Genomic DNA, 25,231 nt, shown 5'->3' on the forward strand with positions numbered 1-25,231 from the left:
TGCGGCCCCCCGGGTGCGGTGCGGTGTGAAGGAAAGGGATCGATTCTGCTCACCCCAACTACGGTTCGCGCAAGCCCCTTCCGCTGCTCGATCAAATCTGACAGAGTCGTCCGCCATCCGGTACCGGCTGACCGGAATGGGGGGAACGGGGAACATGCTCGGCTTTGTCCTGCGTCGACTGCGCGGGCGGCTGCCGCTCGCCGCCGCGGTGCTCTTCACGGTGCTGATCGCCACAACGGCGCTGACCACACTGGTCGCCTTCAACCGCACGGTCGCCGAAGCGGGCCTGCGGCGCAACCTCGACGGCGGCAGCCGGCCGGTGGTGCAGCTGAGCGCCGACCACACCGTGGACACCCGGGCGGCGGACGACGCGAAGGCCGCCGCGCTCGGCGCCGAGCTGTTCGACGGGCTGCCGGTCACCACCCGCTCGCTCGCGCTGAGCCGCTCCTACGGGCTGCCCGGCGCGCAGAACGCCGCCAAGGAACCGGACCTGACGGTGCTGGCCGGGATCGACCACGAGCAGGTCCGGCTGACGGCCGGCCAGTGGCCGACCGCCGAGGGCTCCGCCGCCGGCCCCGGCACCGCCGGGACGGTCCGGGCGGCCGTGCCGAAGAGCACCCTGAGCCGGCTCGGCCTGGCCGAGGACGCGCTGCCCGCGCAGGTCACCCTCTCCGACCGGTTCGGCGGCCTCCCGCTGACGGTGCAGGTCACCGGCGTCTACCAGGTCGCCGACCGGGACGCCCCGTACTGGCGGCTCGACCCGCTGGGCGGCCGCGAGATCCAGGTCCAGGGCTTCACCACGTACGGGCCGATGCTGGTGGACGACGGCGTGTTCACCGCCGGCCTGCTGCCGCAGGGCCGCCGGGGCGCGCAGCTCACCGCCGACTTCTCCGCCGCCGACCCGGAGCGCGTCGAACGGGTCCGCGCCCGCGCCGACCGCCTGCCGGAACTCGCCAAGCGACTCAGCCCCGACCTCCAGCAGCAGACCGAACTGCCCGCCCTGCTCGGCGAGTTGAGCTCGGCGATGCTGGTCGCCCGGTCCAGTCTGCTGATCGGCGCACTGCAGCTCGCGGTGCTCGCCGGGGCCGCGCTGCTGCTGGTGGTGCACCTGGTCGCGGAGCGGCAGTCCGGGGAGAACGCGCTGCTCGTCTCGCGCGGCGCGACCCGCGGCCGGCTGGCCGCCTGGACGGCCGTCGAGGCGCTGCTGCTGGCGCTGCCCGCCGCCGTCCTCGCCCCGCTGCTGACCGGGCCGCTGCTGCGGCTGCTCACCTCGTACGGCCCGCTCGCCGGGCTGCCGCTGGCGCAGACCGACACCGCCGTGCGGTGGCCGGTGGCCGCGCTGTGCGCGCTGGCCTGCGTGGTGCTGGTCGCGCTGCCGCCGGTGCTGCGGCGCGGCGGCGAGCGGATGGTCTCCCGCCGGCAGGCCGTGGTCGGCACGGTGGCCCGCTCCGGCGCCGACCTGACGCTGCTCGTCCTCGCCGTGATCGCCTACCAGCAGTTGGACGCCCGCACCGGCGGCCTGTCGACGAACGCCTCCGGGCAGCTGGGCATCGACCCGGTGCTGGTCGCCGCCCCCACCCTGGCGCTGTGCGCCGGGACGCTGCTGGTGCTGCGGCTGCTGCCGTTCGCGGCCCGGGTCGGGGCCCTGCTGGCCGCCCGCGGCCGCGGCCTCGGTCCGGCGCTCGGCGGCTGGCAGCTGGCCCGCCGCCCGGGCCGGGCGAACGGCCCGGTGCTGCTGCTGGTGCTGGCCGTCGCCACCGGCGTGCTGGCGCTCGGCCAGCACGCGGCCTGGCGCGACTCGCAGCGCGACCAGGCCGACTTCGCCGCGGCGGGCGGCCTGCGCATCCAGGCCTCCGCGCTGCCCCCGATGGGCCAGGGCGGCCGGTACGCGGCACTGCCCGGCGGCGACCGGCTGCTGCCGGTGGCCGGGTTCGACCAGTGGCTGCCCGGCGACAAGAAGGGCCGGGTGATCCTCACCGACACCGCCCGCGCCGCCGCCGAACTGCGGGTGCGGCCCGACCTGTTCGACCAGCGGCCGGTCGGCGAGCTGTTCGCGCCGCTGGCCGACCCGCAGCCGGCCGGTCTGCCGCTGCCCGGCACGCCCGCCCGCATCGACCTCACCCTGGCCGTCCAGCTCGACGAGCCCGTCCGGGACCCGGCCATGCCCGCCTGGGCGGTGAGCCCGCCGACCGCCCCCGACCTGTGGCTGCAGCTGCGCGACCGCTTCGGGGCCGGCTACCGCGTCCTGGTGCAGGACCTGCCGACCAACGGCGAGCGGACCGTCTCGGTGAACCTGGACCGGCTGACCGCCGCCCCGCTCGGCTCGGTCGCCGCGCCGGTGACCCTGACCGGCATCGACCTCAGCTACGGCCGCAGCGCCGGCCAGACCTCCGGGCAGGTGACGATCCGCCGCCTCGCCGTCTCCGACACCGTCGCCGGAACGGCCGCGCCCGTCCCCGCGCCGGCCGGCTCCTGGACCGCCGCGCCCGGCTCCCCCGCCCAGGTGGCCCCCGGCCCCGACGGCGAGCACCTGGTGACCGTCGTCTACCACCCGGCCGCCGACGGCGCGGACCGGCGCGACGCCAAGCGCGCCCTGGTCTACCCGCCCGGCGGCGCCGTCTCCGGCCCGGAGGTCAAGGGCCTGGCGACCCGCGCCTACCTGACCGCCGCCGGCGCCCGGGTCGGCGACCTGATCAAGGTCCAGGTCGGCAACACCCCCCTGCCGGTCCGGATCACCGAACAGGTCACGGCACTGCCCGTGTACGGCGACAGCGCGCTGCTGCTCGACCTGCCCGGCACCGCCCGCTGGCTGAACGACCGGGGCGGCGACCTGCCGTACGTCTCCGAGTGGTGGCTGCCCGCCGCCGGGCCCGACGACCGCGCCCCGGCCGAGGCCGCCGCCGCGCTGCGCTCCGGGCCGGTCGCCCAGCAGCTGACGCTGCGCGAGGACGACGCCGCCGCCCGCTCGGGCGACCCGCTGAGCGCCGCCCCGCAGAGCGTGCTGGCCGCGCTGGCGCTGGCCGCCGCCGTCCTCGCCACCATCGGCTTCACCGCCGCCGCGGCCGCCTCCGCGAGCGAACGGGCCGCCGAGTCGGCGGTGCTGCTCGCGCTCGGCACGCCCCGACGGGTACTGCGCCGCACCGCCACCGCCGAACAGGTCGTGCTGGTCGGCATCGGCACCGGCGTCGGACTGCTGCTCGGGGCCGTGCTGGCCCACCTGGTGGTGCCGCTGGTGGTGCTGACCCCGGCGGCCCGACCGCCGATACCCGACGTCCTGGTGGGGCTGCCGCTCGGCCAGGTGCTGGCCCTGGCGGCCGGGACCGCCGCCCTGCCGCTGCTGTCCGCCGTCCTGGTCGGCGGCCGCCGCCGGGACGTCGCCGCCCGGCTCCGGTTCCAGGAGGAGAAATGAGCGCCCCCGCCCCTTGGGTCCGCACCCGGCTGCGCACCGGCCCGCTGGCCGCCCTGCTCACCGCCGCCCTGGCCTTCGCCGTGGTCTTCCTGTCCGCCGCCCTCCCCCTCGCCCAGGACCGGGGCGCGGACGCCGCACTGCGCGGCTTCCTGCACACGGCCGGCTCGACCGCCACCAGCGTGGAGGTCACCGCGGGCCTCCCGCTCGGCGGCGACCCCGCGGCGCAGCTGGACGACACCGAGGAGCGCATCCGCGCCACCGTCGACCCGGTGCTCCCGCTCGACCCGGGCGGCACGGTGTACGGACGCCGGGGCAGCATGGCGCGCTCGCTGGGCGACCCCGCCCTGGACCGGCCCGAAGGCGTCGAGCCCGAGTTCGCCGTGCAGTACCAGCACGGGGCCGAGCAGCACCTGCGGCTGACGTCCGGTCAGTGGCCCGGCGCCGTGCCGGCCGGCGACCCGATCCCGGTCGCGCTGTCGGAGGCCACCGCCAGGACCATCGGCGTCGAGGTCGGGAAGGTCTACGACGGCGGCAAGTCGGTGCTGGACCGCAACCCGCAGAGGCCGCGCCCGGACCGGATCAAGGTGGTCGGCCTGTACGCCGTCGACGACCGGGCGGACCCGTTCTGGGACCGGTTCGGCTGCGCGCTCATCGCGTGCATGAACCTCACTCCCCCCAAGGGCCCCGGTGACCGCCCGGAGCAGTACTGGTACGCCGTCGCGCTGACCGGGCCGCAGAGCGTGGCCCGGATCGGCGACTGGAGCCTCAACGTCGAGGACTACTGGCGGCTGCCGGTGCGGGTGGACGCGCTGCGCGCCGACCGCCTGAAGCAGACCTCCTTCGACCTGGCCACCGTCACCACCGGCCCGGTGGCCGTCAAGCTGACCACCGGCCTCGGCCGGCCCGGCGTGCGGGTCGTCTCGCCGCTGCGGACCCTGATCGACAACGCCTGGAAGCGGCAGGCCGCCATCGACGCGCTGGGCTACGTCGGCCCGGTCGGCGCGGCCGGGGTCGCCGCCGTGGTGCTCTGCCTCGCGGCGGCGCTGACCGCCGAGCGGCGCACCACCGAGCTGCGGCTGCTGCGGGCCCGCGGCGCCGCGATCGGCGGGATCTGGCAACGGCTGCTCGGCGAGGGCGCGTTGACGGTGCTGCCGGCCGCCGGGCTGGGCGCGCTGCTGGCCTTCGTCCTGCTGCCCACGCCGCGCTGGCTGCCCGCCACCGTCGCGGCCGCCTCGGTCGGGCTGCTCGCGCTGCTGGCCTTCCCGGTCCGCGCCGCGCTGATGCTCCGCGCGAAGGCCGGCGCCGCGCCGTCCGGCCGCCGCCGCCTGCTGGCCGAACTCGCCGTGCTGGTCGCCACCGTGGCGGCCGCCGCCCAGGTCGCCCGGCGCGGCGTGTCGCCCGCCGGCGAGGGGGTCGACCCGCTGCTGGTGACCGCGCCGCTGCTGTTCGCGCTGACCGGCGCGCTGCTGCTGGCCCGCCTCCAGCCCGCGCTGATCGGCGTGCTGGCCCGCTGGGCGGCGCGCCGCCCCGGCGCGATCGGCTTCCTCGGCCTGGCCCGGGCCGCCCGGGGCAGCGGCTCGCGCTCGCGCCCCTCGGTGCTGCCGCTGCTCGCCCTGGTGCTCGCGGTGACCTGCGGCGCGGTCGGCGCGACCGTGCTGGACACGGTGGCCGCCAAGCGCGCCACCGTCGCCCGGTACGCCATCGGCGGCGACGCCCTGGTCGGCGCCGGATCGACCAACACGCTGCCGGACTCCTTCCTCGCCGCCGCCGACCGGCTGCCGGGCGTGGACGTCTCGCTGCCGGTCTGGCTCACCGACGACGTGGTGCTGCTGGCCGACAACGGCGGCTCCGTCCGCGTCAACGTGGTGGTCGCCGACCCGGTCAAGTACGCGAAGGTCGCCGACGTCGCCGGGCGCGGCCGGTTCGACCCGGCGCCGCTGGCGGCCGCCGAACCCGGCAAGCCGGTGCCCGTCGTCGTCAGCAGCGACCTGCCGGAGGGCGAGTTCAGCCTGCGGCTGGCCGGCGGCGAGGCCGTCCGGGTGCGCACCGCGGGCGTCGCCGACGGCACCCCCGCCAAGAACGGCGCGAGCGGCACCACCGTGCTGCTGCCGCTCGGCTCGGTCACCGACCTGATGCCGCGCTTCGGCCGGCCCACCGAGTGGCTGGCCACCGGCGACGTCGACGACGCCCGGCTGCGCGCCCTGGCCGTCGAGCTGCTCGGGCCGGCCGCCGTCGGCACCCAGCCCGGCCACGTGGTGCGCACCCGCGCCGGGGAGGTCGCCGAGCTGGGCCGCGACCCGCTGCAGGCCTCCGCCGAACGCCGGTTCTGGGCGTCGGTCGGCGCCACCGCGCTGTTCGCGCTGCTGTCCGTGCTGCTCACCCTGTTCCGGGCCGGGCCGGAGCGCGCCGCGACGCTGGCCCGGCTGCGCACCATGGGCCTGCGGCCCCGGCAGGGCCTGGCGCTGATCCTCGCGGAGGCGCTGCCGCAGGCCCTGGTCGCCGCCCTCGGCGGCGCGTTGACGGCCGTCGCCTGCGTGCTGCTGATCGGCCCGGCCGTCGACATCGGACCGCTGGTCGGCGCCACGACCACCACCGGGCTGCGGCTGACCGCCGCACCGATCCTCCAACAGGCCCTCGGGCTGGCGCTGTTGGCCGCCCTCGCGGTGCTGGCCGAGACCGCCGTCACCGCCCGTCGGCAGATCACCACCGAGCTACGAGCGGGAGACAACCGATGAGCACTCCGCCCCCGAGCCTGGACGAGCTGCAACGCAAGGCACTGGCCGCCAGCGCGCCCCGCACCGTCTCGGCCGACCTGGCGATCAGCTGCGAGCGCCTGGTGCGGATCTTCTCCTCCGACGGGATCGAGGTCCAGGCGCTCCAGGGCCTGGACCTGACGGTCGACCGGGGCGACCTGGTGGCCCTGGTCGGCGCGTCCGGCAGCGGCAAGTCCACCCTGCTGAACGTCCTCGCCGGCCTGGACGCGCCCACCGCGGGCAGCGCCACCGTGGCCGGCTGCGACCTGCTCGCCATGACCGCCAAGGAGCGGCTGCGCTACCGCCGCGAGGTGGTCGGCTTCATCTGGCAGCAGACCGCCCGCAACCTGCTGCCGTTCCTGACCGCCGCGCAGAACGTCGCCCTGCCGATGCAGCTGCGCTCCGGCCACCGCGCCGCCCGGAAGCAGCGCGCCCGGGTCGACGAGCTGCTGGAGGCGCTGGACATCGGCGACCTGGGCGGGCGCCGCCCGTCCGAGCTCTCCGGCGGCCAGCAGCAGCGCGTCGCCATCGCGGTCGCGCTGGCCAACGACCCGGCGGTGCTGCTCGCGGACGAGCCCACCGGCGAGCTCGACTCGGAGACCGCCGTCGGCATCTTCGAGGCGTTCCGAACCGTCAACCGCGACCTCGGCACCACCGTCGTCGTGGTCACCCACGACCCGATGGTGGCCGGCGAGGTCCGCCGCACCGTCGCCATCCGCGACGGCCGCACCAGCAGCGAGGTGCTGCGCCGCACCGTCACCGACGAACACGGCCAGGAGACCGTCAGCGAGCGCGAGTACGTGATGCTCGACCGCACCGGCCGGGTCCAGCTGCCCGCCAAGTTCCTCGCCGCCCTCGGCATGGAGCACCGGGTCGCCGCCGACCTGGCGGCCGACCACATCGAGCTCCGCCCGGACGACACCGACTGACGCCTCAGCCGCCGGCCGGCGCCGCCAGCAGGCGGCGCAGCGCCGTCGGGGTGTGGCCGAGGTGGCGGCGGGCGGTGCGGGTGAGGTGCGCCTGGTCGGCGTAGCCGAGGTCGGCGGCGAGCGCGGCCAGGCCGGTCTCGCCGGCCTCCAGGCGGTCGAGGGCACTGGCCAGGCGGACGCGGTGGCGGTAGTGCGTGACGGAGACGCCGAGCTCGCGGGGGAAGGCCCGGCTGAGCCGGTACGGGGAGGCGCCCACCAGTTCGGCCAGTGCGAGCAGCGTGCCGGAGGCCGGGTGGTCGGCGGCGATCGCCTCGCGGGCGGCGGCGACCAGGGCCCGGTCCTTCGCGGCGGCGGGCCGCTCGTCCGCGCAGGGCGCCGGCCCGGTCGCCGTCCGGGTGACGGTGGCGGCCAGCAGGGCGAGCAACTGCTCGGTGAGCGCGTAGTCGACGTCGCCGTCGCGCGCGGCCCGCAGCGCCCGGCGGTGGGCCAGGTCGAGCGGCGGGTCGACGTAGAACGAGCCCTTCCGGGGCCGGTCGGCGTCCCCGGCGAGGGTGCGCCAGAGCGCGGGCGTGACGGTGATCGCCGTGCAGTGGTCGCCGCCCGCCGGGTGCGCGAAGGCCTCCTCCTCGCCGGGCGCCCCGAGGTAGCCGAGGCTCGGGTCGAGGTCGGCGGCCGTCCCGCCGGATCTGCGGCGGAAGCGGCCGCGGCGGACCAGCACCACCCGGTGGCCGCCGTGCACCTCGGGCGGTGACCAACGGGTGTGGTCGCTGCGGCAGGCGACGGCGCTGAGGTCGAAGTCGGGCCTGGATGCGACGGTTCGGACGGAGAGCACCGCCGCACGGTACCCGGCGGGTCCGACAACCGGCGGCCCTCGCAAGGATGTTCAAGACCCGGGCGGGCGGGGTGCGGCAGGCTCCTCTCCGAGGCCGCGAACGGCCTTTCCATTGTGAGGAGTTACCCGTGTCCGTTCTTACCCGACTCGCCTCCGTCGCGCTGGACTGCGCCGATCCGGTGGCGCTCGCCGCGTTCTACCAGCAGGCCACCGGCTGGCAGCTCACCGACAGCAGCGAGGAGTACGCCGCCCTCCAGGCCGGCCCCGACGGCCCCGGCCTGTCCTTCGTCCGCGTCCCCGACCACCGCGCCCCGCAGTGGCCCGAGGGCGACAAGCAGCAGCACCTCGACTTCACCGTCGCCGACCTCGCCACCGCCGTCCCCCACCTGCTCGCCCTCGGCGCCAAGCGGCCCGAGTTCCAGCCCGGCGGCGACGACTGGACGGTCCTCACCGACCCGGAGGGCCACCCGTTCTGCCTGATCCCGGCCGCCTGAGGCGAGTTCGAAGGCGCCGCGGACGCTGACCGGGCCGCTCTTCCCGGCGGGCGGGCGGCCCGGGTTGCTCGCCGTCGGGTGGCGTGAACCAGGACACCGCGAGTCCGGTCAGGCGGCGGCCTGCCGGAATCGGGGTGTCCTGGCGTGGTGGGGGCGTGGCGGCGGCCGGCGGGGGCGTCAGATCTCCGGTTCCCACGCGAACAGCCGGTCGAACAGCTCCGGGTCGCCGGTGAGCTTCAACTCCCGTACCGGGATGCGGCAGTAGAACATCAGCAGCAGGTCGCTCGCCGTGCCCTCGGCGCTCGCGGTGGGGGTGGCGTCCGCCGGGACGGGGACCAGGGTGGAGCCGGCAGCGGAGAGGGCGTTGCGCCAGGAGCGGCCCTCGGTGGCGTGGTAGTCGGCGGTGGACGGCTCGTGCGGCCAGGCCTCGGTGGTGGTGCAGATGGTGGCGAGGAACTCCGTCACGCCGTCGATCGCGATGTCGGTCGGTATCGGCTCGGCGAAGCCCGCGGCGAACTGCGCGTCCCAGGTGTGCATGGTGATCTCGTGCAGCTGGCGGCGGGCGACGGCGGCGCTGTTCAGCGGGCTCTGCGACTTGCCCCACCAGCCCCAGCAGGTGCGGTCGGGCCCGGCCTCGCGCAGCGCGTCGAGCAGCAGCTCGGCGGACTCGGCGAGCCAGCCGACCAGGGCCTCGCGCTCCTCGGGGGCGCTCGCCGGGCCGATCGGGTCCAGCTTGCGGGTGGCGGCCGGACCGGCGGCGACCGTCGCGGCCCAGGCGCGACGGCCCACGCCGATGTGCTCGGCGAGGTCGCGCAGCGTCCAGCCCGGGCAGGAGGGCACCGGCGCGTCGAGGTCGGGCGCGGCGGCGATCGCGGCGCGGAAGGCCGTCGCGCGGTCGTCGATCAGGCGCAGCAGCTCGTCGAAACCGGGGGCCGCGAAGTCAGAAGTGTGTTCCACGCCGGGAGTTGTACCAGCCGCGCCCGCCCGCCGACCAGTGGTTTTCTCCCGGGCGCGGGCGGTCACCAGCGCATCCGGACGTCCTCCGCCCAGCCCAGCAGCCCGTGCACCGCGACGCGGTGGCCCTCGTCGGTGCGGATGCTGCCCCGGTAGTGGCCGAAGCACTGGTCGGTGCGGTTGGCGAGCAGCCCGGCCTCGGTGCGCACCCGGCGGTCGTGGAACGGGGTGAAGGTGAGGTCGACCTGGTCGCTGCCGGGGGTGGTGATCCGCCAGGGGGCGAGCGGGTCGGCGGGGTCGTACGCCCAGTCGAGCTCGCTGCCGATCTTGCTGAGTCGGCCGTCCACGCAGAGCGCGTTCTCGGTGGAGCCGGTGCCGACCGTCCACTGCCCGCCGAACTGGAGCCCGACGACGTGCCCGTCGGTGCGGCCGGACGCGGCGCCCCAGTTCCAGCCGAGCGAGCGCGGCCAGCGGCCCCGGCCGTGGTCGAGCACGCCCCAGGCGTCCTCGTCGAACGCGTAGCTGCGGTCGCCGAGGCGGACGGTGCCGGTGGCGGGGCGGGCGGTGTGCTTGGAGGTGTACTGGAAGCGCTTCCCGTCCCAGGGGACCACCACGGACAGCGTCTCGTGCCCGTCCGGCAGCGCGACCAGCAGATCCACTTCGAGCGGCCGCAGGTCGGCGGTGAGGGCGCGGGCGGAGAGCCGGGTGCCGCCCTTCTCGTGACGGATCGCCACCCGGACCTGCCGGCGGCTCGGCCGCTCGGGCCCGACCACGACGTCCGCGCCGTGCGGCCCGCCGGAGCCGGCGACGCCCTCCGGCAGCGTGCCGCGCCGCAGCGGCGATCCGGGGGCGAGGGCGGTGCGTTCGTGGTCCTCCAGCACGCCGTGGGCGTCCCAGGCCAGGAAGTGCACCGCGTCGAGGGTGAGGAAGTCCAGGTCGCTGACGGTCAGCGCGACCAGGTGCGTGGGCGTGGTGACGCACCAGTACTCGAACCGCTTGGTCCGCCCCCATCCCCGCAGGTTGGCGCGGTGCAGCGGGGTCCGCGACCAGCCGACCGCGGCGGGGTCGAGCCGCCCGTCGGGCCGGCACAGATCGACGGGCTCGGTGATCTCACGCTCATGGGTCGCCATCCGCGCACCCTACTGCCCCGGACGTCGGCGGGCACAGGCTCGGCCCCGCGGCCCGACTCACGGGCGGCGGGGCCGAGTTGTACGCGGCGGGGCCGAGTGGCGTGCGGCGGGCTACTTCGCGGCCGCGCCCTCCGCGACGGCCGGCTCGGTGGGCACCGCCCTGAGGGTGGCGGCGCGGCGGACGCCGGGGATGGCGAGGGTGACCAGGCCGGCCAGCACGGCCGCCCCGGCGCCGATCAGGAAGGCGGTGCGGAAGCCGCTCTCCGACGGCAGTGCGTGGCCGTGGAAGTCGGTGGTCAGGTGCGCCAGCACCACGCCGATGACGGCCGAGGAGGTGGAGGTGCCGATGGAGCGCATCAGCGCGTTCAGGCCGTTGGCGGCGGCGGTCTCGGAGGCCGGGACGGCGCCCATGATCAGTGCGGGCATGGCCGCGTAGGCGAACGCGATGCCGCCGCTGATCAGGCAGGAGAACACCAGCACGCCCCAGGCGTGGCCCATCAGGGCGAGCGCGGCGAGGTAGCCGGCGGTGATGATCACGGCGCCGACCAGCAGCGAGACCTTGGGGCCCTTGGCGCGCGACAGCTTGGCGGAGATCGGCGACAGCAGCATCATCACCAGGCCGGCGGGGGCCATCCACAGGCCCGCCTGCACCATGGACTGGCCGAGGCCGTAGCCGGTGCTGGTGGGCAGCTGGAGCAGCTGCGGGGAGACCAGGCTCATCGCGTACATCGCGAAGCCGATCACCACGGAGGCCAGGTTGGTCATCAGCACCTGGCGGCGGGCGCTGGTGCGCAGGTCGACCAGCGGCTGTTCGGTGCGCAGCTCCCACCAGCCCCAGACCGGCAGGACGACGGCGGCGACGGCGAACATGCCGAGCGTGGAGCCGGAGGCCCAGCCCCAGTCGCCGCCCTTGGAGACGCCGAGCAGCAGGGCGACCAGGCCGATGGTGAGGCCGACGGTGCCGACCACGTCGAAGCGTCCGCCGGAGCGCACCGGCGATTCGGGGACGAGCACGACGACGGCGCCGGCGATCAGCACGCCGAGCGCGGCGGAGATCCAGAACAGCGCGTGCCAGTTGATGTTCTCGGCGATGACGGCCGACAGCGGCAGGCCGAACGCGCCGCCTATGCCGAGCGAGGAGCTCATCAGCGCCATCGAGGAACCGAGCTTCTGCGGCGGCAGTTCGTCGCGCATGATGCTGATGCCGAGCGGGATGACGCCGGCGCCGACGCCCTGCAGGGCGCGGCCGACGATCATCGGCGCGAGGGAGTCGCTGAGGCCGCAGACCATCGAGCCGACGACCAGCAGGGCGAGGCTGATCAGCAGCACCCTGCGCTTGCCGTACATGTCGCCGAGTCGGCCGAGCACCGGGGTGGCGACCGCGCCGGCCAGCAGGGTGGCGGTGATCGCCCAGGACGCGTTGGCGGCGGTGGTGTGGAGCAGCTGCGGCAGTTCGGGGATCAGCGGGACGACCAGGGTCTGCATCAGCGAGACCACGATGCCCGCGCCGGCGAGCACTCCGACGACGGGGCCGGTGCGTGCCTGACTCATGGGGTTCTTCTCTTCTCTGACTGGATATGCATGATGCACATAATGTGTACCATACATATTTACTGCTCGCGGGATATGCTGCCGAACAGTGACGCCCGGGACGGAGGAGCATGCGGCACACCGAGGAACTCGCCCTGATCGAGCGGGAGATCATGCTGCTCGGCCGCCATCAGGTGCTCACCGCGGCCCGCGTCTCCAGCGGCCCCGAGAGTCTCGACCGCAGCGCCTACACCCTGCTCAGCCGGATCGAGACCGAGGGCCCGCTCACCATCGGCCAGCTCGCCGAGGCGTTCGGCCTGGACACCTCCACCGTCAACCGGCAGACCGCCGCCATGCTGCGGGCGGGCCTGGTCGACCGCATCCCCGACCCGGACGGCGGGGTGGCCCGCAAGCTGCGCATCACCGAGGACGGGCTGCGCCGCCTGCACCACGACCGCGACTACTCGCTGCGCGGGCTGGCCAAGGTGGTCGACGACTGGTCGGCCGAGGACCTCGCCGCGTTCGCCGCGATACTGGAGCGCTTCAACCGCGACATCGAGAAGATCCAGGGCCGCCCCTGGCCGCGCGCCTGACGCCCGCCCGTCCGCACCGCGGCGCCCGAGCCCGCGCGTCAATTCGCGCCGCCGGACGCTCCCCCGACCGCGTTGCACCCCGCCGCCCCCCGAGCGGGCCGACCGGTGCGGCAGCGTCCGGGAACCGGCGGGTAAAACCTGTCACCGGGCACCCGGCAGCCGCCCCCGGGCGAAACGATCAGGCCCTACGATCGCCCCAGGAGCGGGTGCCCGGGGCCCCGGGTCGGACCGCGCGGGAAAGGGCGGACGAGGCGAAGTGGCCGAAACGGTGATTGATCTCAACGCGGACCTCGGCGAGGGCTTCGGCCGCTGGAGCCTCACCGACGACGAGGCCCTGCTCTCGGTGGTCACCAGCGCCAACGTCGCCTGCGGCTTCCACGCCGGCGACCCGTCCACCATGCGCCGGGTGTGCGCGCTGGCCGCCGAGCGCGGGGTGCGGATCGGCGCCCAGATCTCCTACCGCGACCTCGCCGGATTCGGCCGCCGCGCCATGGACGTCCCGCCGGAGGAGCTCGCCGACGAGGTCGCGTACCAGATCGGCGCCCTCCAGGTGTTCGCCCGCGCGGCCGGCTCCCGGGTGTCGTACGTGAAGCCGCACGGCGCCCTCTACAACCGGGTGGTGCACGACAACGAGCAGGCGGAGGCGGTGGTTTCGGGCGTCCTGCGCTCCGGCGCGATCAGCGACGGCCCGCTGCCGCTGCTCGGCCTGCCCGGCTCCCGGCTGCTGGCCGTCGCGGAGGGCGTGGGCCTGCCGGTCGTCACCGAGGCGTTCGCCGACCGCGCCTACACCTGGGCCGGCACCCTGGTGCCGCGCCGCGACCCCGACGCCGTGGTGCACGACCCGGAGACGGTCATCGCCCGCGCCGTCGGCATCGCCCGCGACGGCGTCGTCACCGCCGTCGGCGGCGAGCCGATCGCCGTCCGGGCCCGCTCGCTCTGCGTCCACGGCGACACCCCCGGCGCGGCCCAACTCGCCTGGCGGATCAGGGGCGCGCTGGCCTCGGCGGGCCTCCGGGTGGAGGCCTTCAGCTGACCGGCGGCCCGCCCCGGAAAATTTCTCGAACCGGTGCCGCCGCACGCGCCCGCAACGGCCCCTTCCCCGCCCTCCACGGCACCCGCACACACCCGCCACCACCACCCGCGAGCGTGGCGGCGACCCCCCTCGCAAACCCCGCGCGCCGGGGCCCACAAGCCTCCTCCGCATGGCCTCTGACCTGGTGTTTTCCCGGATTTCGCCTAGGGTTGGGGCACTGCCGGAGACGTCGGAGGGGACACCATGACGCACGCGTACGACGCCAGCTCGATCGAGGTGCTGGAGGGGTGGGAAGCGGTCCGCAAGCGGCCCGGGATGTACATCGGATCGACCGGCGAGCGCGGACTGCACCACCTGCTGGACGAGGTGGCCGATTCGGCGATGAACGAGGTGCTGGCCGGACGCGCCCGCCGGGTGGAGGTCGTCCTGCTGGCCGACGGAAGCGTGCGGGTCGACCACGACGGCACCTACCGGGAGGGCCTGGAGCGGCAGTTGACGGTCATGGCATCCCACTACTGGCTCCGCTGGGACCGCCACTCGATCGGCATGGGCGTCAGCCTGTTCGTGGTCAACGCGCTGTGCGACCGGCTGGTCGCCGAGGAGCGGCGCGACGGCGTGACGATCCGCCAGGAGTACGCCCGCGGCGAGCCGGTCGCCGCGCTGCACCCGACGGGCCCGGCGGAGGACACCGGGACGACGATCACCTTCCGTCCCGACCCGGAGATCTTCGAGACGGTCACGTTCGACCACGCCACGCTGGCCGAGCGCCTCCGCGAACTCGCCCTGCTGAACCGCGAATTGGACCTGACCCTGACCGACGCCCGGGGCGACGCCCCGCACACCGAGCGCTTCCACGCCCCGGACGGCGTCCGCGAGTTCCTCGCCCACCTCGGCGCCGACCCCGCGCAGGCCGTGGTCGTCGAGCGCGCGGACCACCGGATGGGCGGGACGATGGAGATCGCCCTCGCCCCGGCCGGCGACGCCGAACCAAAGCTGGCGCAGTTCGCCAACTCCCGCCCGACGCGCGGCGGGACGCACGTGGCGGGCTTCCGCGACGGCGTGACGGCGGCGCTCGGGGCCAACGCCCGGGTGACGGCGGTCGTCTCGGTGAAGCTGGACGCGCCGTCCTTCGAGGGCAGCGTCCGCGACGTCCTCGGCAACCCCGAGGTCCGGACCTGCGTCGCCGAGGCCGTCCGACAGGCCCTGGAGGCCCGGCACCCGTGACGCACCACGGCCGCCCCGCACGGAGCGGGGCGGCCGTTCCCGTGCCCGTGCCCGTGCGAGCCTCAGACCGCGGAGCGGGTGACCCGGCGGAAGGCGAACCACACCAGGACGGCGGAGGCCGCCAACAGCAGCCCGGTCTCGACCAGTTGCATCGGCAGCAGGTGCGAGAGCGGGTGGATGCGGCTCCACGCGGAGGTGGCGCCGTCGCACTCGGCGTACTGGCGCAGGCAGTCGGTGGACGAGATCCTGGTGCCGTCCGGGAACTGGAGGCCCGACTCGACCAGCCAGGCGCCCCGCTCCGGGCGCATCCCGGGCGCGTGGCCCGGGCCGACGGGCGACGTCACGGTCGTCAGCGGCACGAAGTGCACCCGGATGTTGCGCACCAGCAGCTCCGCCAGGGCGACCACCGCGCCGGTGGCCAGCACGGCCGGCACGGTGCGGCGCAGCAGCGCGCCCAGCGCGGCGCCGACGGCCAGCGCGAACAGCGACCAGGCGAGCGGCGCCAGGCCCAGCGAGGCGTAGCTGAAGCCCGGGAACGCCCCCGCGTAGGGCGACCAGCCGTTGCGCACGTCGCTGTTCCAGACCCAGCTGACCAGCGCCGACAGCACCCCGACGGACACCAGCACCAGCAGCGCGGGCGCCAGCAGCCGGGCCCGCAGCCAGCGGGCGGGGGCGACCGACTGGGCCAGCACCGTACGGATGGTGCCGCGCTCGTACTCCTCGGCGAGCAGCGGTGCGCCGAGGGTCATGCCGACCAGCAGCGGGACGCCGAACATGGCGGGTTGCAGCGCACCGGTGAACCAGGAAGTGAGTGTCTCGCCGAACGGGGTGTCCTCCCGGCAGCGGGGGTTCTGCCAGCCCCCGACCGTGGAGCACTCCATGCGATTCGCCCAGTCGTGCAGCGTGCTGAGCCGCCAGTGCGTGTACAGCAGGGCGATGCCGACGACCAGCAGCACGCCGCCGTACACGCGGGCGGTGAGGCGGGTCTGCCGCCAGGCAAGCCAGGCGGGTCCGCGCAGCCGCAGCCGCTCGGGCCGGGACGGGGCGGGCGCGGGGTCCGCGACGTGGTCGCGGGTCAGGTCGGCGGTGCTCATGCGGCGGCCTCGCTCGTGGTCGTGGGCGTCCGGTCGGTGGCGGGGTTGCGCAGGTAGGCGAGCAGCAGTTCCTCGAAGCGGGGGCGGCTCGCCTCCCACGGCCCGGGCACCGGCCCGGCCGTGCGCAGCAGCCCGGTGGCCTGCCGGCCGGAGACCCGCCACTCCACCGCCTCGCCGGGCGGCCGGGCGGTGTCGGCCAGGCCGGTCACCAGCCGGTGGCCGTCGAGGATCTCGTCGAGGTCGCCGGCCAGCCGGATCCGTCCGGACTGCACCAGCAGCAGGTGGTCGGCGACGCCCTCCAGTTCGGCCATGACGTGCGAGGAGATCACCACGGTGGTGCCGTTGGCCTCGACCTCGGACATCAGGATGCCGGTCAGCTCGTGCCGGGCCAGCGGGTCCATGTCGGCCAACGGCTCGTCCAGCAGCAGCAGTTCGGCGCGCTTGCCGAGTGCGAGGGCGAGCGCGACCCGGCTGCGCTGGCCGCCGGAGAGCGTGCCGACCCTGGCGCGCGGGTCCAACTCGGCGAGCTCGACGACGCGTTGGGCTGCCGCCCGGTCCCAGCCCGGGTTCAGCTCGGCGCCCATCCTGAGCGTGTCGTCGACGGTGAACGAGCGGTACAGCGGCTTGTCCTGGGTCACGTACGCGACCTTCGCGCGCTGCGCGGCGGTCACCTCGCCGGCGCCGGCGGCCCCCAGTACCCGCAACTCGCCCTCGGACGGGGCGAACAGGCGCGCGGCCAGGCCCAACAGGGTGCTCTTTCCGGCCCCGTTGGGGCCGACCAGTCCGCAGATCCGCCCGGCCGGCACGGTGAACGCGCAGTCGCGCAGCGCCCACTTCCCCCGCCGGTAGCTCTTGCCCAACTCCACTGCCTCAAGCGCGATTCGGCTGTCCGTCACGCGTCCCCACCCTCCGGTCGATTCCTTCACGTCGTTGCCGCTGCCTCAGGCCGGGCCGGCGTCGAAGCCCTGCTCCAGCACGTCCGCCATCAGTGCGGCGATGTCCTCGCGGTCCAGCCCGGCGCTCCTCGCCCGGCCCACCCAGGCGGTCAACTCGGCCCGCAGCGGCCCGTCCTGGGCGGCCTCGGGCCGGGCGAGCGAGCGGAGCACGAACGTCCCGAGCCCCGGGCGGGGCTCCACCAGCCCCTCGCGTTCGAGTTCACGGTAGGCCTTCAGCACGGTGTTGGGATTCACCGCCGTCCGTTCCACCACTTCCCGGGCGGTCGGGAGCTTGTCTCCGGGCTGGAGCACGCCGAGCCGCAACGCCTGCTTGGTCTGCTGCACGATCTGCTGGTAGGTCGGGACGCCGCCGCGCCGGTCCAGGCGGTACTCGATCACGCCGAAACCACCCTTTCACTAATTGATTAGTGAAAGGGTGGTGCAAGCCTGCCGGTCCGTCAAGTTCCCTGTTGGGAGCGGGTGTTCCGGCCGAATAAGCGGTTGCCGCCCACCGCGCCGGGGTGCTCTGCTCGCCCCCATGGACATCCGCCTGCGCACCGAACGGCTCACCCTGCGCCGCCTCTCCCCCGCCGACCTGCCCGCCGTCACCGCGCTCTGCGGCGACCCGGAGGTGATGCGGCACCTGGAGGACGGCCGCCCGCTGACGCCCGCGCAGGTCGCCGAGGAGGTGCTGCCGGCCCTGCTGCACGACTACCGGCGGCTGCCGGACGGGCTCGGCTGCTGGGCGCTGGCCACGCCCGAGCGGCCGTTCCTCGGCTGGGCCGCGCTGCGCCCCGCCCACTCGGTGGGGCTGGAGACCGGCCCGGACGGCGGGCTGGAACTCGGCTACCGACTGCTGCCCGCCGCCTGGGGCCGGGGCTACGCGACGGAGGCGGCCGCGGCACTGGTGCGCGTCGCGTTCGCCGAACTGGGCGCGCACCGGGTGGTGGGCACCACCATGGCGGTGAACTCCGCCTCCCGCCGGGTGCTGGAGCGGGCCGGACTGCGCCACGTCCGGACGTTCTTCGAGGACTGGCCGGACCCGATCCCGGGCTCCGAACACGGCGACGTGGTCTACGAGCTGACCCGCGCGCAGTGGACGGCGGGGCAGCACGGCTGAGCGTCCCGTCCCACCCGCGCCGCCAGTCCGACAAGCTGCGAATCGTCCGGTATGCCCGGTTGCGAAGTCCCCGACACCTGGTGCCCCTATCATGCGGCCCACACCGGACCGCGCCCCCGAGCCGCCGGGCCGCCCCACGAGCGAACAGGACTGACGCCATGCTGAACCACCGAGCGATATCCGCGGGGGTTGTCCGGTGATCGACTGGTTCCACGGCGCCGTCCTCGGCCTGCTCCAGGGCCTGACCGAGTTCCTGCCGGTCTCCTCCAGCGCCCACCTGCGGGTGTTCTCCGCCCTGCTCGGCTGGGACGACCCGGGCGCGGCCTTCACGGCCGTGACGCAGCTGGGCACCGAGTCCGCAGTGCTGATCTACTTCCGCCGCGACATCGGCGCGATCATCAAGGCCTGGACGCTGTCGCTGTTCAAGGCCGAGTGGCGGCGCGACCAGAACGCCAGGCTCGGCTGGTACGTGATCGTCGGCACGCTGCCGATCGGCATCATCGGCAAGCTGTTCCAGGACACCATCGAGACCACCCTGCGCGACCTGCGGCTGATCGGCACCACGCTGATCGTCTTCGGCCTGATCCTCGCCGTCGCCGACCGCTCCCGCGCGGTCCGCAACGCCCGCCCGATCAGCTCGCTGACCTTCCCGCACGCGCTGATCTACGGCGCCGCCCAGTCGCTGGCCCTGATCCCGGGCGTCTCCCGTTCCGGCGGCACCATCAGCGCGGGCCTGTTCCTCGGCTACAGCCGGGAGGCGGCCGCCCGCTACTCGTTCCTGCTCGCCATCCCGGCGGTGCTCGCCTCCGGCGGCCTCGAACTGCTCAAGATCGGCGAGGGCCCGGCCCCCGCCTGGGGCCCGACCATCCTGGCCACGCTGATCGCCTTCGCGGTCGGCTACGCGGCCATCGCCTGGTTCCTGAAGTACATCTCGCACAACAGCTTCATGCCGTTCGTGATCTACCGCGTCCTGCTCGGCATCACGATCATCGCCCTCGTCGCCACCGGCACCCTCACCCCCGACGCCGGCGCGGTGCACTGACCCCCCACCCCACCGCAGGGGCGGACGACCCGCCCGCCCCTGCGCGCCCCCGTCATTCCGGGTTCGCCCACTCCTCGCGGAGCACGCCGAACAGCACCCGGTCGTAGCGCCTGCCGTCCAGCAGCACGGCCTCCCGGCGGCGGCCCTCCTCGCGGAAGCCCAGGCGGACGAAGGCGCGCACGGCGCGCTCGTTGCCGCTCCAGGTGTCCAGCTCCACCCGGTGCAGCGGGAACGCGCGGAAGAGGTGGTCCGCCAGCACGCGCACCGCGTCGCTGCCGTGGCCGCTCCCCCAGAACTCCCGCTCGCCGATGGTGATGCCCAGCGTGGCCGAGCCGCCGAGCAGGTCCACCTCCCGGTAGTCGGCCATGCCGATCACCCGCCCGCCAGCCAGCTCCTCGACCGTCAGCATGGCCGACTCCCGGGGGTCCAGGCGCAGCATGGTGTCGAAGCCGCGGCCGATCGCCTCCGCCGTGACGGGGCCGAAGCCCGGGTCGCCGGCCGTGGCCCAGTGCACCACCTCGGGGTCGTTGCGCCACCGGAGATGGTGCTCCGCGTCCTCGGCGCGCAGCGCGCGCAGCCGTGTCAGTCTTCCTTCGAACATCGCGCCACCCTAACGGCCGTCCACCGGACCCGACATGCCATTTTCTTCCTTGCCATTCGATCATTTGTGCGATTGGATCCGGTGCCATGACGCTCGCTTGGAAACTGGTCGTGGACAGCGCCGACGCCTCCTCCCTCGCCGCATTCTGGGCCGCCGCCCTGGAGTACGAGGTCGAGAACCCCACCGCGCTGATCGACTCGCTGCTCGCCGCGGGCCGCCTGCCCGCCGCCGCCGTCCTCGAACTCCCCGACGGCCGCAAGGAGTTCCGCGGCTACGCGGCCGTCCGCCACCCCGAGGACCCGTTCGACCCGTTCAGCGGCACCGGCCAGGGCCGCCGCATCCTGTTCCAGAACGTGCCGGAGCCCAAGTCCGGCAAGAACCGCCTGCACCTCGACATCCACTCCGGCGGGCAGCTGGACGCCACCGTCGCCCGCCTGGAGTCCCTCGGCGCCACCCGCGTCCAGGAGCACGACCAGGGCCCGATCGGCCACTGGTGGATCATGCTCGACCCGGAGGGCAACGAGTTCTGCGTCGCCTGACGGCGGCTCGTCACGCCTCCGCCCGGCCGCCCGCCAACCGGTCCCCCAGCGGGGTGCGGTGGTAGAGGACGCGGCGGCCGAGGCGGGTGCGGTCGACCAGGCCGGTGTCGCGCAGGACGGCCAGGTGGCCGCCGACGGTGCCGACGGACTGGCCCATCAGGGCAGCGAGTTCGCTGGTGGTGGCCGGGACGTCCAAGTGGCGGAGGATCACCGTGCGGCCGGCGCCGATCAGCCGGGCCAGCGCCCGGTCGTCGCCGCCCACCGCCCCGCCGGGGACGCCCGTGCCGCGCGCCGGGTACACCAGCGCGTGCGGGCGGCCCGGCGCCTGGCACAGCCAGGAGCTGCGGTGGGCGCTGACCGGGACGAACAGCATCCCGTCCGGCCCGATCCGGTGGTCCGGCCCGGGCCGGTCGCTGAACCGGATGGCGTCGGCGCCGACCCACGCGCTGCGACGGCTCATCAGGTGCAGGGCGCGCGGCCAGCCGTGCGCGGCCAGCAGGCCGGCCCGGTGCGTGACGTCCCGCTGCAGGACGGCCCGCCGGGCGGGCCACTCGGCGGCCAGGTGGGTGTCCCAGACCGCCCGGAACAGCGCGGCGGCCCGCGCCCCGTGGCCGCGCCCGGTCAGCCAGTCCAGGTGCCGGTCGCCCTCCCAGCAGTGCGCCAGCGACAGCCGCAGGCTCTCCCCGACGGCCTCGTCCGGCACCCGCGCCACCTCGGCGAGCTCGGACTCCAGGGTGGTCTCCATCCCGCCGCCGGGCGGCAGCGTCAGATGGTCCGGCAGGTACTTGGTGGCCGAGACCAGCGCGACCAGCCCCCGCGCGTACGAATCCGCCCGCAGCCGGGCGTGGAACTCCACCCGGTGCCGGGCGTGCCACTCGGGATGCCAGGATTCGCCTGCGGGACGGGCGAGTTGGACGATCGTGGCCAGGGTCTCCGCGAACGGCGACAGCGCGAACCGGGAGCGCGACAGCGCCCGCGAGTCCAGCCTCAGCAGCACCACGGCAATCCCCGCCCCTCCCCCGGCTTTCGGCGCACGGCGAAACAATAGAGGCCCGGCGACGCGGGCCCGCACACTCCGCGGGTGCTTCCACCACTCCTTCACCACTCCGGCTTCCGCTGGTTCTTCACCGGCCGCGCGATCTCCCTGCTCGGCAGCGCGATGGCACCGGTGGCACTGGCGTTCGCGGTGCTCGACGGCTCCGGCCGGGCCGCCGACCTGGGCGTCGTGCTCGCCCTGCGGACCCTGCCGCTGCTGGCGTTCCTGCTGCTCGGCGGCGCGGTCGCCGACCGCCTGCCGCGCCGCACCGTCCTGCTCACCACCCACCTCGGGGCGGGCCTCACCCAGGGCCTGGTCGCCGGGCTGCTGCTCACCGGCCACTACGCGCTCGGGCCGGTCGCCGCCCTGGAGTTCCTCAACGGCCTGCTCACGGCGTTCATCTCCCCCGCCCTGGTCGGGGTACTGCCCGAACTCGTCCCGCGCGACCAACTGCGGCCCGCCAACGCCCTGTTGGGCATCGTCGGCAACGGCAGCAAGGTGTTCGGCCCCGCCCTGGCCGGGCTGCTGGTGGCGGGCGCGGGCCCCGGCTGGGCGGTGGCGGGCGACGCGCTGAGCTACCTGCCCGCCGCGCTCTGCCTGTCCCGGCTGCCCGCCGGCCGGATCGCCGCCCGGCGCACCGCCCTGCTGCCGCAGCTGCGCGCCGGCTGGGCGGCGTTCCGGGGCACCCGCTGGATCTGGTGGACCACCTGGTCGTACTGCGCCACCAACCTGCTGCTCACCGGCCCGTGGCAGATCCTCGGCCCGCAGCTGTCCGGCCCCGCGCTGTGGGGCGCCCTGCTCGCCGCCCGCGGCGCCGGCCTGCTGCTGGCCGGCGCCGCGCTCTACCGCCTCGCCCTGCCCCGGCTGCTCGCGGCCGGCCAACTCGCTGGCCTGGTACTGCCGTTGCCACTGCTCGCGCTCGGCCTGCACGCCCCCTTCCCCTGGGTCCTGGCCGCGGCCCTCGCCGCCGGGCTGGGCAGTGCCCTCGCCGCCACCGCCTGGGACACCTCGCTCCAGGAGCACCTGCCGTCCGCGGTGCTGTCCCGGGTCGCCGCGCACGCCGACGTCTTCTCCTACCTGGCCATCCCACTGGGCCAGTTGGCCTGCGGCCCGCTCGCCACGCACTACGGCCCGACCGCCGTCGCCACCATCGCCGCCCTCGCCCAGACCGCCCCCGCCCTGCTGCCCCTGCTCGCCCGGTCCGTCCGCACCCTGCCGCACGGCGCTGCCGCAGCATGACGTTCCGCCAGACGATCCGGAACCCCGTGCAGGCCTGCGGCCCGCTCGCCTCGCACGCCGACGTCTTCCCCCACCTGGCCGTCCCACTGGGCCAGTTGGCCTGCGGCCCGCTCGCCGCGCACTACGGCCCGACCGCCGTCGCCACCATCGCCGCCCTCGCCCAGACCGCACCCGCCCTGCTGCCCCTGCTCGCCCGGTCCGTCCGCACCCTGCCGCACGGCGCTGCCGCAGCATGACGTTCCGCCAGGCGATGCGGAACCCGGTGCGGGCCTGCGGCCCGCTCGCCGCGCACGCCGACGTCTTCTCCTACCTGGCCGTCCCACTGGGCCAGTTGGCCTGCGGCCCGCTCGCCGCGCACTACGGCCCGACCGCCGTCGCCACCATCGCCGCCCTCGCCCAGACCGCACCCGCCCTGCTGCCCCTGCTCGCCCGGCCCGTCCGCACCCTGCCGCACGGCGCTGCCGCAGCATGAGGAAAGGTCAGGCGATCCGGAAGCCGGTGCAGGCGATGGACCGGTAGTGCGTGGTGTCCGTGACGTGCAGGAACAGCACCGTCCAGTCGCCGGGCGCGTCGGCGAACCCGGTCGCGGGCAGCGAGCTGCCGTCCGCCGCCCAGCTCCGGAAGTCGTCCGGGTAGGTGAGGACGACGGGCTGCTCGCCGATCGCGACGGGACGGCTGGTGGCGACCGGCGGCGGACCAGCGGCGCCGGTCGGCGCCTTGAGCGCCACCGAGACGTAGTACGGCGCTCCCGTACCGGCGGCGGACTCCAGCCGGAGGTCCACCGTCGCCGGCCTGCCCGCCGCGGGGCGCCCGTCGCCCCCGGCGCCGATCCCGAACCGGAAGCCGGGGACCGCCTCCTCCCCCGGGTGGCCGCACGCCCCCTCCCGGCTCGACCACGCGTCGCCGTTCGCCCCGTCCAGCCGGACGTACGGCGGCGGGCCCCCCGGCGTGGGCTGGGAGGCGGCGGTCGGCACCCCGGCGCCCTGGCCCTTCGGCCCGCCGGCCGGCTCCTCGTCGAAGGCCCCGCCCGCCCACAGGATGCCGAACGTGGCGAGCACCGACGCCGCCACCCCGACCGCCGTCCCGGCCTTCCAACTCTCCTTCTCCCAGAGCGCCCTGAACGACGGCTCCGCCACCGGCACGGTCGTCGGGTACGGCAGCGGCCACCCGGCCACGGCCTGGTACGCCGGGTCCTCGGGCAGCACCGTCCGCACGGCGGAGCGCGCGACGACCTCCCGCAGGCCGGGCCGCGCGGCGGGGTCGGGGGCGAGGCAGGCGTCGAGCAGTTCGGCCAGCTCGTATTCGACGCCGAACAGGTCCGCGACCCGGCGGTCGATCTCCGTCGCGGCGCCGCTGCCGAACGGCGGGCGGCCGGTGGCCGCGTGGGCGACGGTCGCGCCGAGGGCGAAGACGTCGGCGGCGGGGGTGTTTCGGCCGCCCGCGAGCACCTCAGGCGCGGTGAACGCGGGCGTCCCGGGGGCGTGGGCGAGGCCGAAGTCGACGAGTTGCGGGCCCTGCGCGGACAGGACGACGTTCTGCGGTTTCAGGTCGCGGTGGGTGACCCCGTGGGCGTGCACGGCCGCCAGGCCCTCGGCCATCGCGGCGAGCAGCCCGAGGCAGGTCCGGGAGGGCAGTGGGCCCCGGTCGGCCACGGCCTGGGCGAGGGTCGGCCCGGCCACGTACTCGGTGGCCAGCCACAGCGGCGGGGAGTCGGCGTCGAGCGAGGCGTCGACCAGGTGGGCGATGTACGGGCCGCGCACCGAGCGGACGGTCTCCGCGTCGCGGCGCAACCGGGCGAGCACGTCCGGGTGTTCGAGGATCTCCGCCGTCAGCACCTTGATCGCCGCCAGCCGTCCGCCGGGCGATCTGCCCAGGTACACCTGGCCCAGGTCGCCGGCGCCGAGCCGGGCGAGGAGAGCATAGGGGCCGATGTGCGTCGGATCGTTCGGACACAGCTCCATGGACCAGACTCTCGCACTGCGGGCCCGCCCTCACCCGGCGAATCCGGAAAACTACCGTCGGTTGGAGCGGCGGCGCACCAGCAGGGCGATGACGGTGCCGAGCACGGCGACGGCGACCAGCCCGCCGAGCACGATCGTGGTGGTGCTCTCCTCGTCGTCGTCCGGCTTCCCGGCGGCGACCGCGTCGGCGGAGGCGCTGGGCGACGACGTGGCGGTGGCGGTGGCGGAGACCGACTGGGTGGCACCGGCACTCGGGCCGGACGGCCCGGGGGCGGGCACCGGGGTGGCTCCGGCGGCGGCCGGGCGCAGCGCCAGGGCGGGTGCGGGGTGCTCGGGCTTGGCGTCGCCCTGCGGGAGCTCGATCCACCGGTCGGTGCGGCCGTCCGCGTAGTCGACCAGGGTCTTGAACACCACTGGTCCGGCGGCGGGGAGTTGGCGGACCTTCACGCTGTACTCGGCGGGCGCGCCGGGCGCGAGGGCGGGCCCGGCGACCGTCCAGCCGTCGGCGGTGGGGGTGAGCTTCCAGCCGTCGGGGATCTTGTCGGGGGTGATGTCGGCGGGGGTGAGCCCGGCGGGCAGCGTGACCTTGACGTCGGTGATGCCCGCCGTGGAGGACTCGCCCTCGACGGAGAAGGCGACGGTGGCGTCGACGGCGAGCGCCTGCGCCGTCGAGGAGTTGACCTCGACGTGGGCGGCGGCGGTGCCGGCCGCTCCGAGGACCAGCCCGAGGCCGAGCAGGGTGGTCAGGGCGGGGCGGGACGCTCGCAGTCTCAGCATGGACAT

Annotated in this window: 24 protein-coding genes; 13 read left to right on the forward strand and 11 right to left on the reverse strand. The window is 75.4% G+C overall.

Going from position 1 to position 25,231, the window contains the following annotated elements; all coding sequences use genetic code 11:
- Nucleotides 1–154 precede the first annotated feature (154 nt).
- Genes ACWEMJ_RS03990 through ACWEMJ_RS04000 form a run of 3 tightly spaced genes read left to right on the forward strand, consistent with a single transcriptional unit; the run spans nt 155 to nt 7,091 of the window.
- Nucleotides 155–3,409, forward strand: a complete 3,255-nt coding sequence (locus ACWEMJ_RS03990) for an FtsX-like permease family protein (protein ID WP_452135363.1) — start codon at nt 155–157, stop codon at nt 3,407–3,409.
- Nucleotides 3,406–6,144 (forward strand): hypothetical protein, encoded by a 2,739-nt coding sequence (locus ACWEMJ_RS03995; RefSeq protein ID WP_452135364.1) that lies wholly within the window; start codon nt 3,406–3,408, stop codon nt 6,142–6,144. The genes ACWEMJ_RS03990 and ACWEMJ_RS03995 overlap by 4 nt, the downstream gene beginning before the upstream one ends.
- Complete coding sequence (locus tag ACWEMJ_RS04000; protein ID WP_452135365.1) at nt 6,141–7,091, forward strand: ABC transporter ATP-binding protein; 951 nt, start codon at nt 6,141–6,143, stop codon at nt 7,089–7,091. The genes ACWEMJ_RS03995 and ACWEMJ_RS04000 overlap by 4 nt, the downstream gene beginning before the upstream one ends.
- A gap of 4 nt (nt 7,092–7,095) precedes the next feature.
- On the opposite strand, the gene ACWEMJ_RS04005 is transcribed toward ACWEMJ_RS04000, so the two are convergent.
- Nucleotides 7,096–7,923 carry a helix-turn-helix domain-containing protein gene (locus ACWEMJ_RS04005; protein WP_452135366.1) on the reverse strand — a complete coding sequence of 276 codons (828 nt, stop codon included), beginning with the start codon at nt 7,921–7,923 and terminating at the stop codon, nt 7,096–7,098.
- A 128-nt stretch (nt 7,924–8,051) separates the two neighbouring features.
- Here ACWEMJ_RS04005 and ACWEMJ_RS04010 point away from each other — a divergent pair, with 128 nt between their 5' ends.
- Nucleotides 8,052–8,417: a VOC family protein gene (locus ACWEMJ_RS04010; protein ID WP_452135367.1), complete on the forward strand. Its 366-nt coding sequence runs from the start codon at nt 8,052–8,054 to the stop codon at nt 8,415–8,417.
- Between the two features lie 177 nt (nt 8,418–8,594).
- Here ACWEMJ_RS04010 and ACWEMJ_RS04015 read toward each other — a convergent pair whose 3' ends face one another.
- From ACWEMJ_RS04015 to ACWEMJ_RS04025, 3 genes are all read right to left on the reverse strand, one after another.
- Nucleotides 8,595–9,374, reverse strand: a complete 780-nt coding sequence (locus tag ACWEMJ_RS04015; RefSeq protein WP_452135368.1) for a maleylpyruvate isomerase family mycothiol-dependent enzyme — start codon at nt 9,372–9,374, stop codon at nt 8,595–8,597.
- Between the two features lie 62 nt (nt 9,375–9,436).
- Nucleotides 9,437–10,501 carry a DUF2804 domain-containing protein gene (locus ACWEMJ_RS04020; protein WP_452135369.1) on the reverse strand — a complete coding sequence of 355 codons (1,065 nt, stop codon included), beginning with the start codon at nt 10,499–10,501 and terminating at the stop codon, nt 9,437–9,439.
- 111 nt (nt 10,502–10,612) lie between these two features.
- The gene (locus ACWEMJ_RS04025; RefSeq protein WP_452135370.1) at nt 10,613–12,052 is read right to left on the reverse strand and encodes an MFS transporter; all 1,440 of its coding nucleotides are present in this window, start codon (nt 12,050–12,052) and stop codon (nt 10,613–10,615) included.
- Nucleotides 12,053–12,162: 110 nt separating this feature from the next.
- On the opposite strand from ACWEMJ_RS04025, the gene ACWEMJ_RS04030 reads away from it, so the two are divergent.
- The 3 genes from ACWEMJ_RS04030 to ACWEMJ_RS04040 all read left to right on the forward strand — a co-directional run bounded on the left by ACWEMJ_RS04030 (nt 12,163) and on the right by ACWEMJ_RS04040 (nt 14,881).
- Nucleotides 12,163–12,624 (forward strand): MarR family winged helix-turn-helix transcriptional regulator, encoded by a 462-nt coding sequence (locus tag ACWEMJ_RS04030; protein ID WP_452135371.1) that lies wholly within the window; start codon nt 12,163–12,165, stop codon nt 12,622–12,624.
- Between the two features lie 268 nt (nt 12,625–12,892).
- The gene (locus ACWEMJ_RS04035) at nt 12,893–13,657 is read left to right on the forward strand and encodes a LamB/YcsF family protein (RefSeq protein ID WP_452135372.1); all 765 of its coding nucleotides are present in this window, start codon (nt 12,893–12,895) and stop codon (nt 13,655–13,657) included.
- A gap of 243 nt (nt 13,658–13,900) precedes the next feature.
- Nucleotides 13,901–14,881, forward strand: a complete 981-nt coding sequence (locus tag ACWEMJ_RS04040) for a DNA gyrase subunit B (protein WP_452135373.1) — start codon at nt 13,901–13,903, stop codon at nt 14,879–14,881.
- A 62-nt stretch (nt 14,882–14,943) separates the two neighbouring features.
- Here the strand turns inward: ACWEMJ_RS04040 and ACWEMJ_RS04045 are convergent, their stop codons facing one another.
- Genes ACWEMJ_RS04045 through ACWEMJ_RS04055 form a run of 3 tightly spaced genes read right to left on the reverse strand, consistent with a single transcriptional unit; the run spans nt 14,944 to nt 17,309 of the window.
- Nucleotides 14,944–15,975 carry an ABC transporter permease subunit gene (locus ACWEMJ_RS04045; RefSeq protein WP_452135374.1) on the reverse strand — a complete coding sequence of 344 codons (1,032 nt, stop codon included), beginning with the start codon at nt 15,973–15,975 and terminating at the stop codon, nt 14,944–14,946.
- Nucleotides 15,972–16,871, reverse strand: a complete 900-nt coding sequence (locus ACWEMJ_RS04050; RefSeq protein WP_452135375.1) for an ABC transporter ATP-binding protein — start codon at nt 16,869–16,871, stop codon at nt 15,972–15,974. Before ACWEMJ_RS04050 ends, ACWEMJ_RS04045 begins: the two co-directional genes overlap by 4 nt.
- Nucleotides 16,872–16,916: 45 nt before the next feature.
- Nucleotides 16,917–17,309, reverse strand: coding sequence for a GntR family transcriptional regulator (locus tag ACWEMJ_RS04055; protein WP_452135376.1), 393 nt, complete (start codon nt 17,307–17,309; stop codon nt 16,917–16,919).
- Between the two features lie 139 nt (nt 17,310–17,448).
- On the opposite strand from ACWEMJ_RS04055, the gene ACWEMJ_RS04060 reads away from it, so the two are divergent.
- Together ACWEMJ_RS04060 and ACWEMJ_RS04065 are read left to right on the forward strand one after the other, a co-directional pair.
- Nucleotides 17,449–18,030, forward strand: coding sequence for a GNAT family N-acetyltransferase (locus ACWEMJ_RS04060; protein WP_452135377.1), 582 nt, complete (start codon nt 17,449–17,451; stop codon nt 18,028–18,030).
- Between the two features lie 199 nt (nt 18,031–18,229).
- Nucleotides 18,230–19,072 carry an undecaprenyl-diphosphate phosphatase gene (locus tag ACWEMJ_RS04065; RefSeq protein WP_452135454.1) on the forward strand — a complete coding sequence of 281 codons (843 nt, stop codon included), beginning with the start codon at nt 18,230–18,232 and terminating at the stop codon, nt 19,070–19,072.
- Nucleotides 19,073–19,124: 52 nt separating this feature from the next.
- Here the strand turns inward: ACWEMJ_RS04065 and ACWEMJ_RS04070 are convergent, their stop codons facing one another.
- The gene (locus ACWEMJ_RS04070; protein ID WP_452135378.1) at nt 19,125–19,673 is read right to left on the reverse strand and encodes a GNAT family N-acetyltransferase; all 549 of its coding nucleotides are present in this window, start codon (nt 19,671–19,673) and stop codon (nt 19,125–19,127) included.
- Nucleotides 19,674–19,759: 86 nt separating this feature from the next.
- Here ACWEMJ_RS04070 and ACWEMJ_RS04075 point away from each other — a divergent pair, with 86 nt between their 5' ends.
- Entirely contained in the window at nt 19,760–20,212 is a 453-nt protein-coding gene (locus ACWEMJ_RS04075) for a VOC family protein (RefSeq protein WP_452135379.1), read from the forward strand.
- Nucleotides 20,213–20,222: 10 nt separating this feature from the next.
- Here ACWEMJ_RS04075 and ACWEMJ_RS04080 read toward each other — a convergent pair whose 3' ends face one another.
- On the reverse strand, nt 20,223–21,212 hold the full coding sequence (locus ACWEMJ_RS04080; protein ID WP_452135380.1) for an ArsR/SmtB family transcription factor: 990 nt from the start codon (nt 21,210–21,212) through the stop codon (nt 20,223–20,225).
- Between the two features lie 81 nt (nt 21,213–21,293).
- Between ACWEMJ_RS04080 and ACWEMJ_RS04085 the strand changes: the two genes are divergently transcribed.
- The 3 genes from ACWEMJ_RS04085 to ACWEMJ_RS04095 are packed head-to-tail and all read left to right on the forward strand — an operon-like array spanning nt 21,294 to nt 22,959.
- The gene (locus ACWEMJ_RS04085) at nt 21,294–22,487 is read left to right on the forward strand and encodes an MFS transporter (protein ID WP_452135381.1); all 1,194 of its coding nucleotides are present in this window, start codon (nt 21,294–21,296) and stop codon (nt 22,485–22,487) included.
- Nucleotides 22,484–22,723 (forward strand): hypothetical protein, encoded by a 240-nt coding sequence (locus ACWEMJ_RS04090; protein ID WP_452135382.1) that lies wholly within the window; start codon nt 22,484–22,486, stop codon nt 22,721–22,723. Before ACWEMJ_RS04085 ends, ACWEMJ_RS04090 begins: the two co-directional genes overlap by 4 nt.
- Nucleotides 22,720–22,959 (forward strand): hypothetical protein, encoded by a 240-nt coding sequence (locus ACWEMJ_RS04095; protein WP_452135383.1) that lies wholly within the window; start codon nt 22,720–22,722, stop codon nt 22,957–22,959. The genes ACWEMJ_RS04090 and ACWEMJ_RS04095 overlap by 4 nt, the downstream gene beginning before the upstream one ends.
- A 7-nt stretch (nt 22,960–22,966) precedes the next feature.
- Here the strand turns inward: ACWEMJ_RS04095 and ACWEMJ_RS04100 are convergent, their stop codons facing one another.
- Nucleotides 22,967–24,448, reverse strand: a complete 1,482-nt coding sequence (locus tag ACWEMJ_RS04100; RefSeq protein WP_452135384.1) for a protein kinase domain-containing protein — start codon at nt 24,446–24,448, stop codon at nt 22,967–22,969.
- A 51-nt stretch (nt 24,449–24,499) separates the two neighbouring features.
- Nucleotides 24,500–25,225: a DUF1775 domain-containing protein gene (locus ACWEMJ_RS04105; protein WP_452135385.1), complete on the reverse strand. Its 726-nt coding sequence runs from the start codon at nt 25,223–25,225 to the stop codon at nt 24,500–24,502.
- Between the last annotated feature and the right edge of the window lie 6 nt (nt 25,226–25,231).

The sequence above is a fragment of the Kitasatospora sp. NPDC004531 genome (genome assembly GCF_053602195.1).

What these genes read in the sequence shown, in the direction of transcription:
- ACWEMJ_RS03990 (WP_452135363.1), top strand. Translation starts at nt 155, where the DNA reads ATGCTCGGCTTTGTCCTGCGTCGACTGCGCGGGCGGCTGCCGCTCGCC.
- ACWEMJ_RS03995 (WP_452135364.1), top strand. Translation starts at nt 3,406, where the DNA reads ATGAGCGCCCCCGCCCCTTGGGTCCGCACCCGGCTGCGCACCGGCCCG.
- ACWEMJ_RS04000 (WP_452135365.1), top strand. Translation starts at nt 6,141, where the DNA reads ATGAGCACTCCGCCCCCGAGCCTGGACGAGCTGCAACGCAAGGCACTG.
- ACWEMJ_RS04020 (WP_452135369.1), bottom strand. Translation starts at nt 10,501, where the DNA reads ATGGCGACCCATGAGCGTGAGATCACCGAGCCCGTCGATCTGTGCCGG.
- ACWEMJ_RS04025 (WP_452135370.1), bottom strand. Translation starts at nt 12,052, where the DNA reads ATGAGTCAGGCACGCACCGGCCCCGTCGTCGGAGTGCTCGCCGGCGCG.
- ACWEMJ_RS04030 (WP_452135371.1), top strand. Translation starts at nt 12,163, where the DNA reads ATGCGGCACACCGAGGAACTCGCCCTGATCGAGCGGGAGATCATGCTG.
- ACWEMJ_RS04040 (WP_452135373.1), top strand. Translation starts at nt 13,901, where the DNA reads ATGACGCACGCGTACGACGCCAGCTCGATCGAGGTGCTGGAGGGGTGG.
- ACWEMJ_RS04045 (WP_452135374.1), bottom strand. Translation starts at nt 15,975, where the DNA reads ATGAGCACCGCCGACCTGACCCGCGACCACGTCGCGGACCCCGCGCCC.
- ACWEMJ_RS04060 (WP_452135377.1), top strand. Translation starts at nt 17,449, where the DNA reads ATGGACATCCGCCTGCGCACCGAACGGCTCACCCTGCGCCGCCTCTCC.
- ACWEMJ_RS04070 (WP_452135378.1), bottom strand. Translation starts at nt 19,673, where the DNA reads ATGTTCGAAGGAAGACTGACACGGCTGCGCGCGCTGCGCGCCGAGGAC.
- ACWEMJ_RS04075 (WP_452135379.1), top strand. Translation starts at nt 19,760, where the DNA reads ATGACGCTCGCTTGGAAACTGGTCGTGGACAGCGCCGACGCCTCCTCC.
- ACWEMJ_RS04090 (WP_452135382.1), top strand. Translation starts at nt 22,484, where the DNA reads ATGACGTTCCGCCAGACGATCCGGAACCCCGTGCAGGCCTGCGGCCCG.
- ACWEMJ_RS04095 (WP_452135383.1), top strand. Translation starts at nt 22,720, where the DNA reads ATGACGTTCCGCCAGGCGATGCGGAACCCGGTGCGGGCCTGCGGCCCG.
- ACWEMJ_RS04100 (WP_452135384.1), bottom strand. Translation starts at nt 24,448, where the DNA reads ATGGAGCTGTGTCCGAACGATCCGACGCACATCGGCCCCTATGCTCTC.
- ACWEMJ_RS04105 (WP_452135385.1), bottom strand. Translation starts at nt 25,225, where the DNA reads ATGCTGAGACTGCGAGCGTCCCGCCCCGCCCTGACCACCCTGCTCGGC.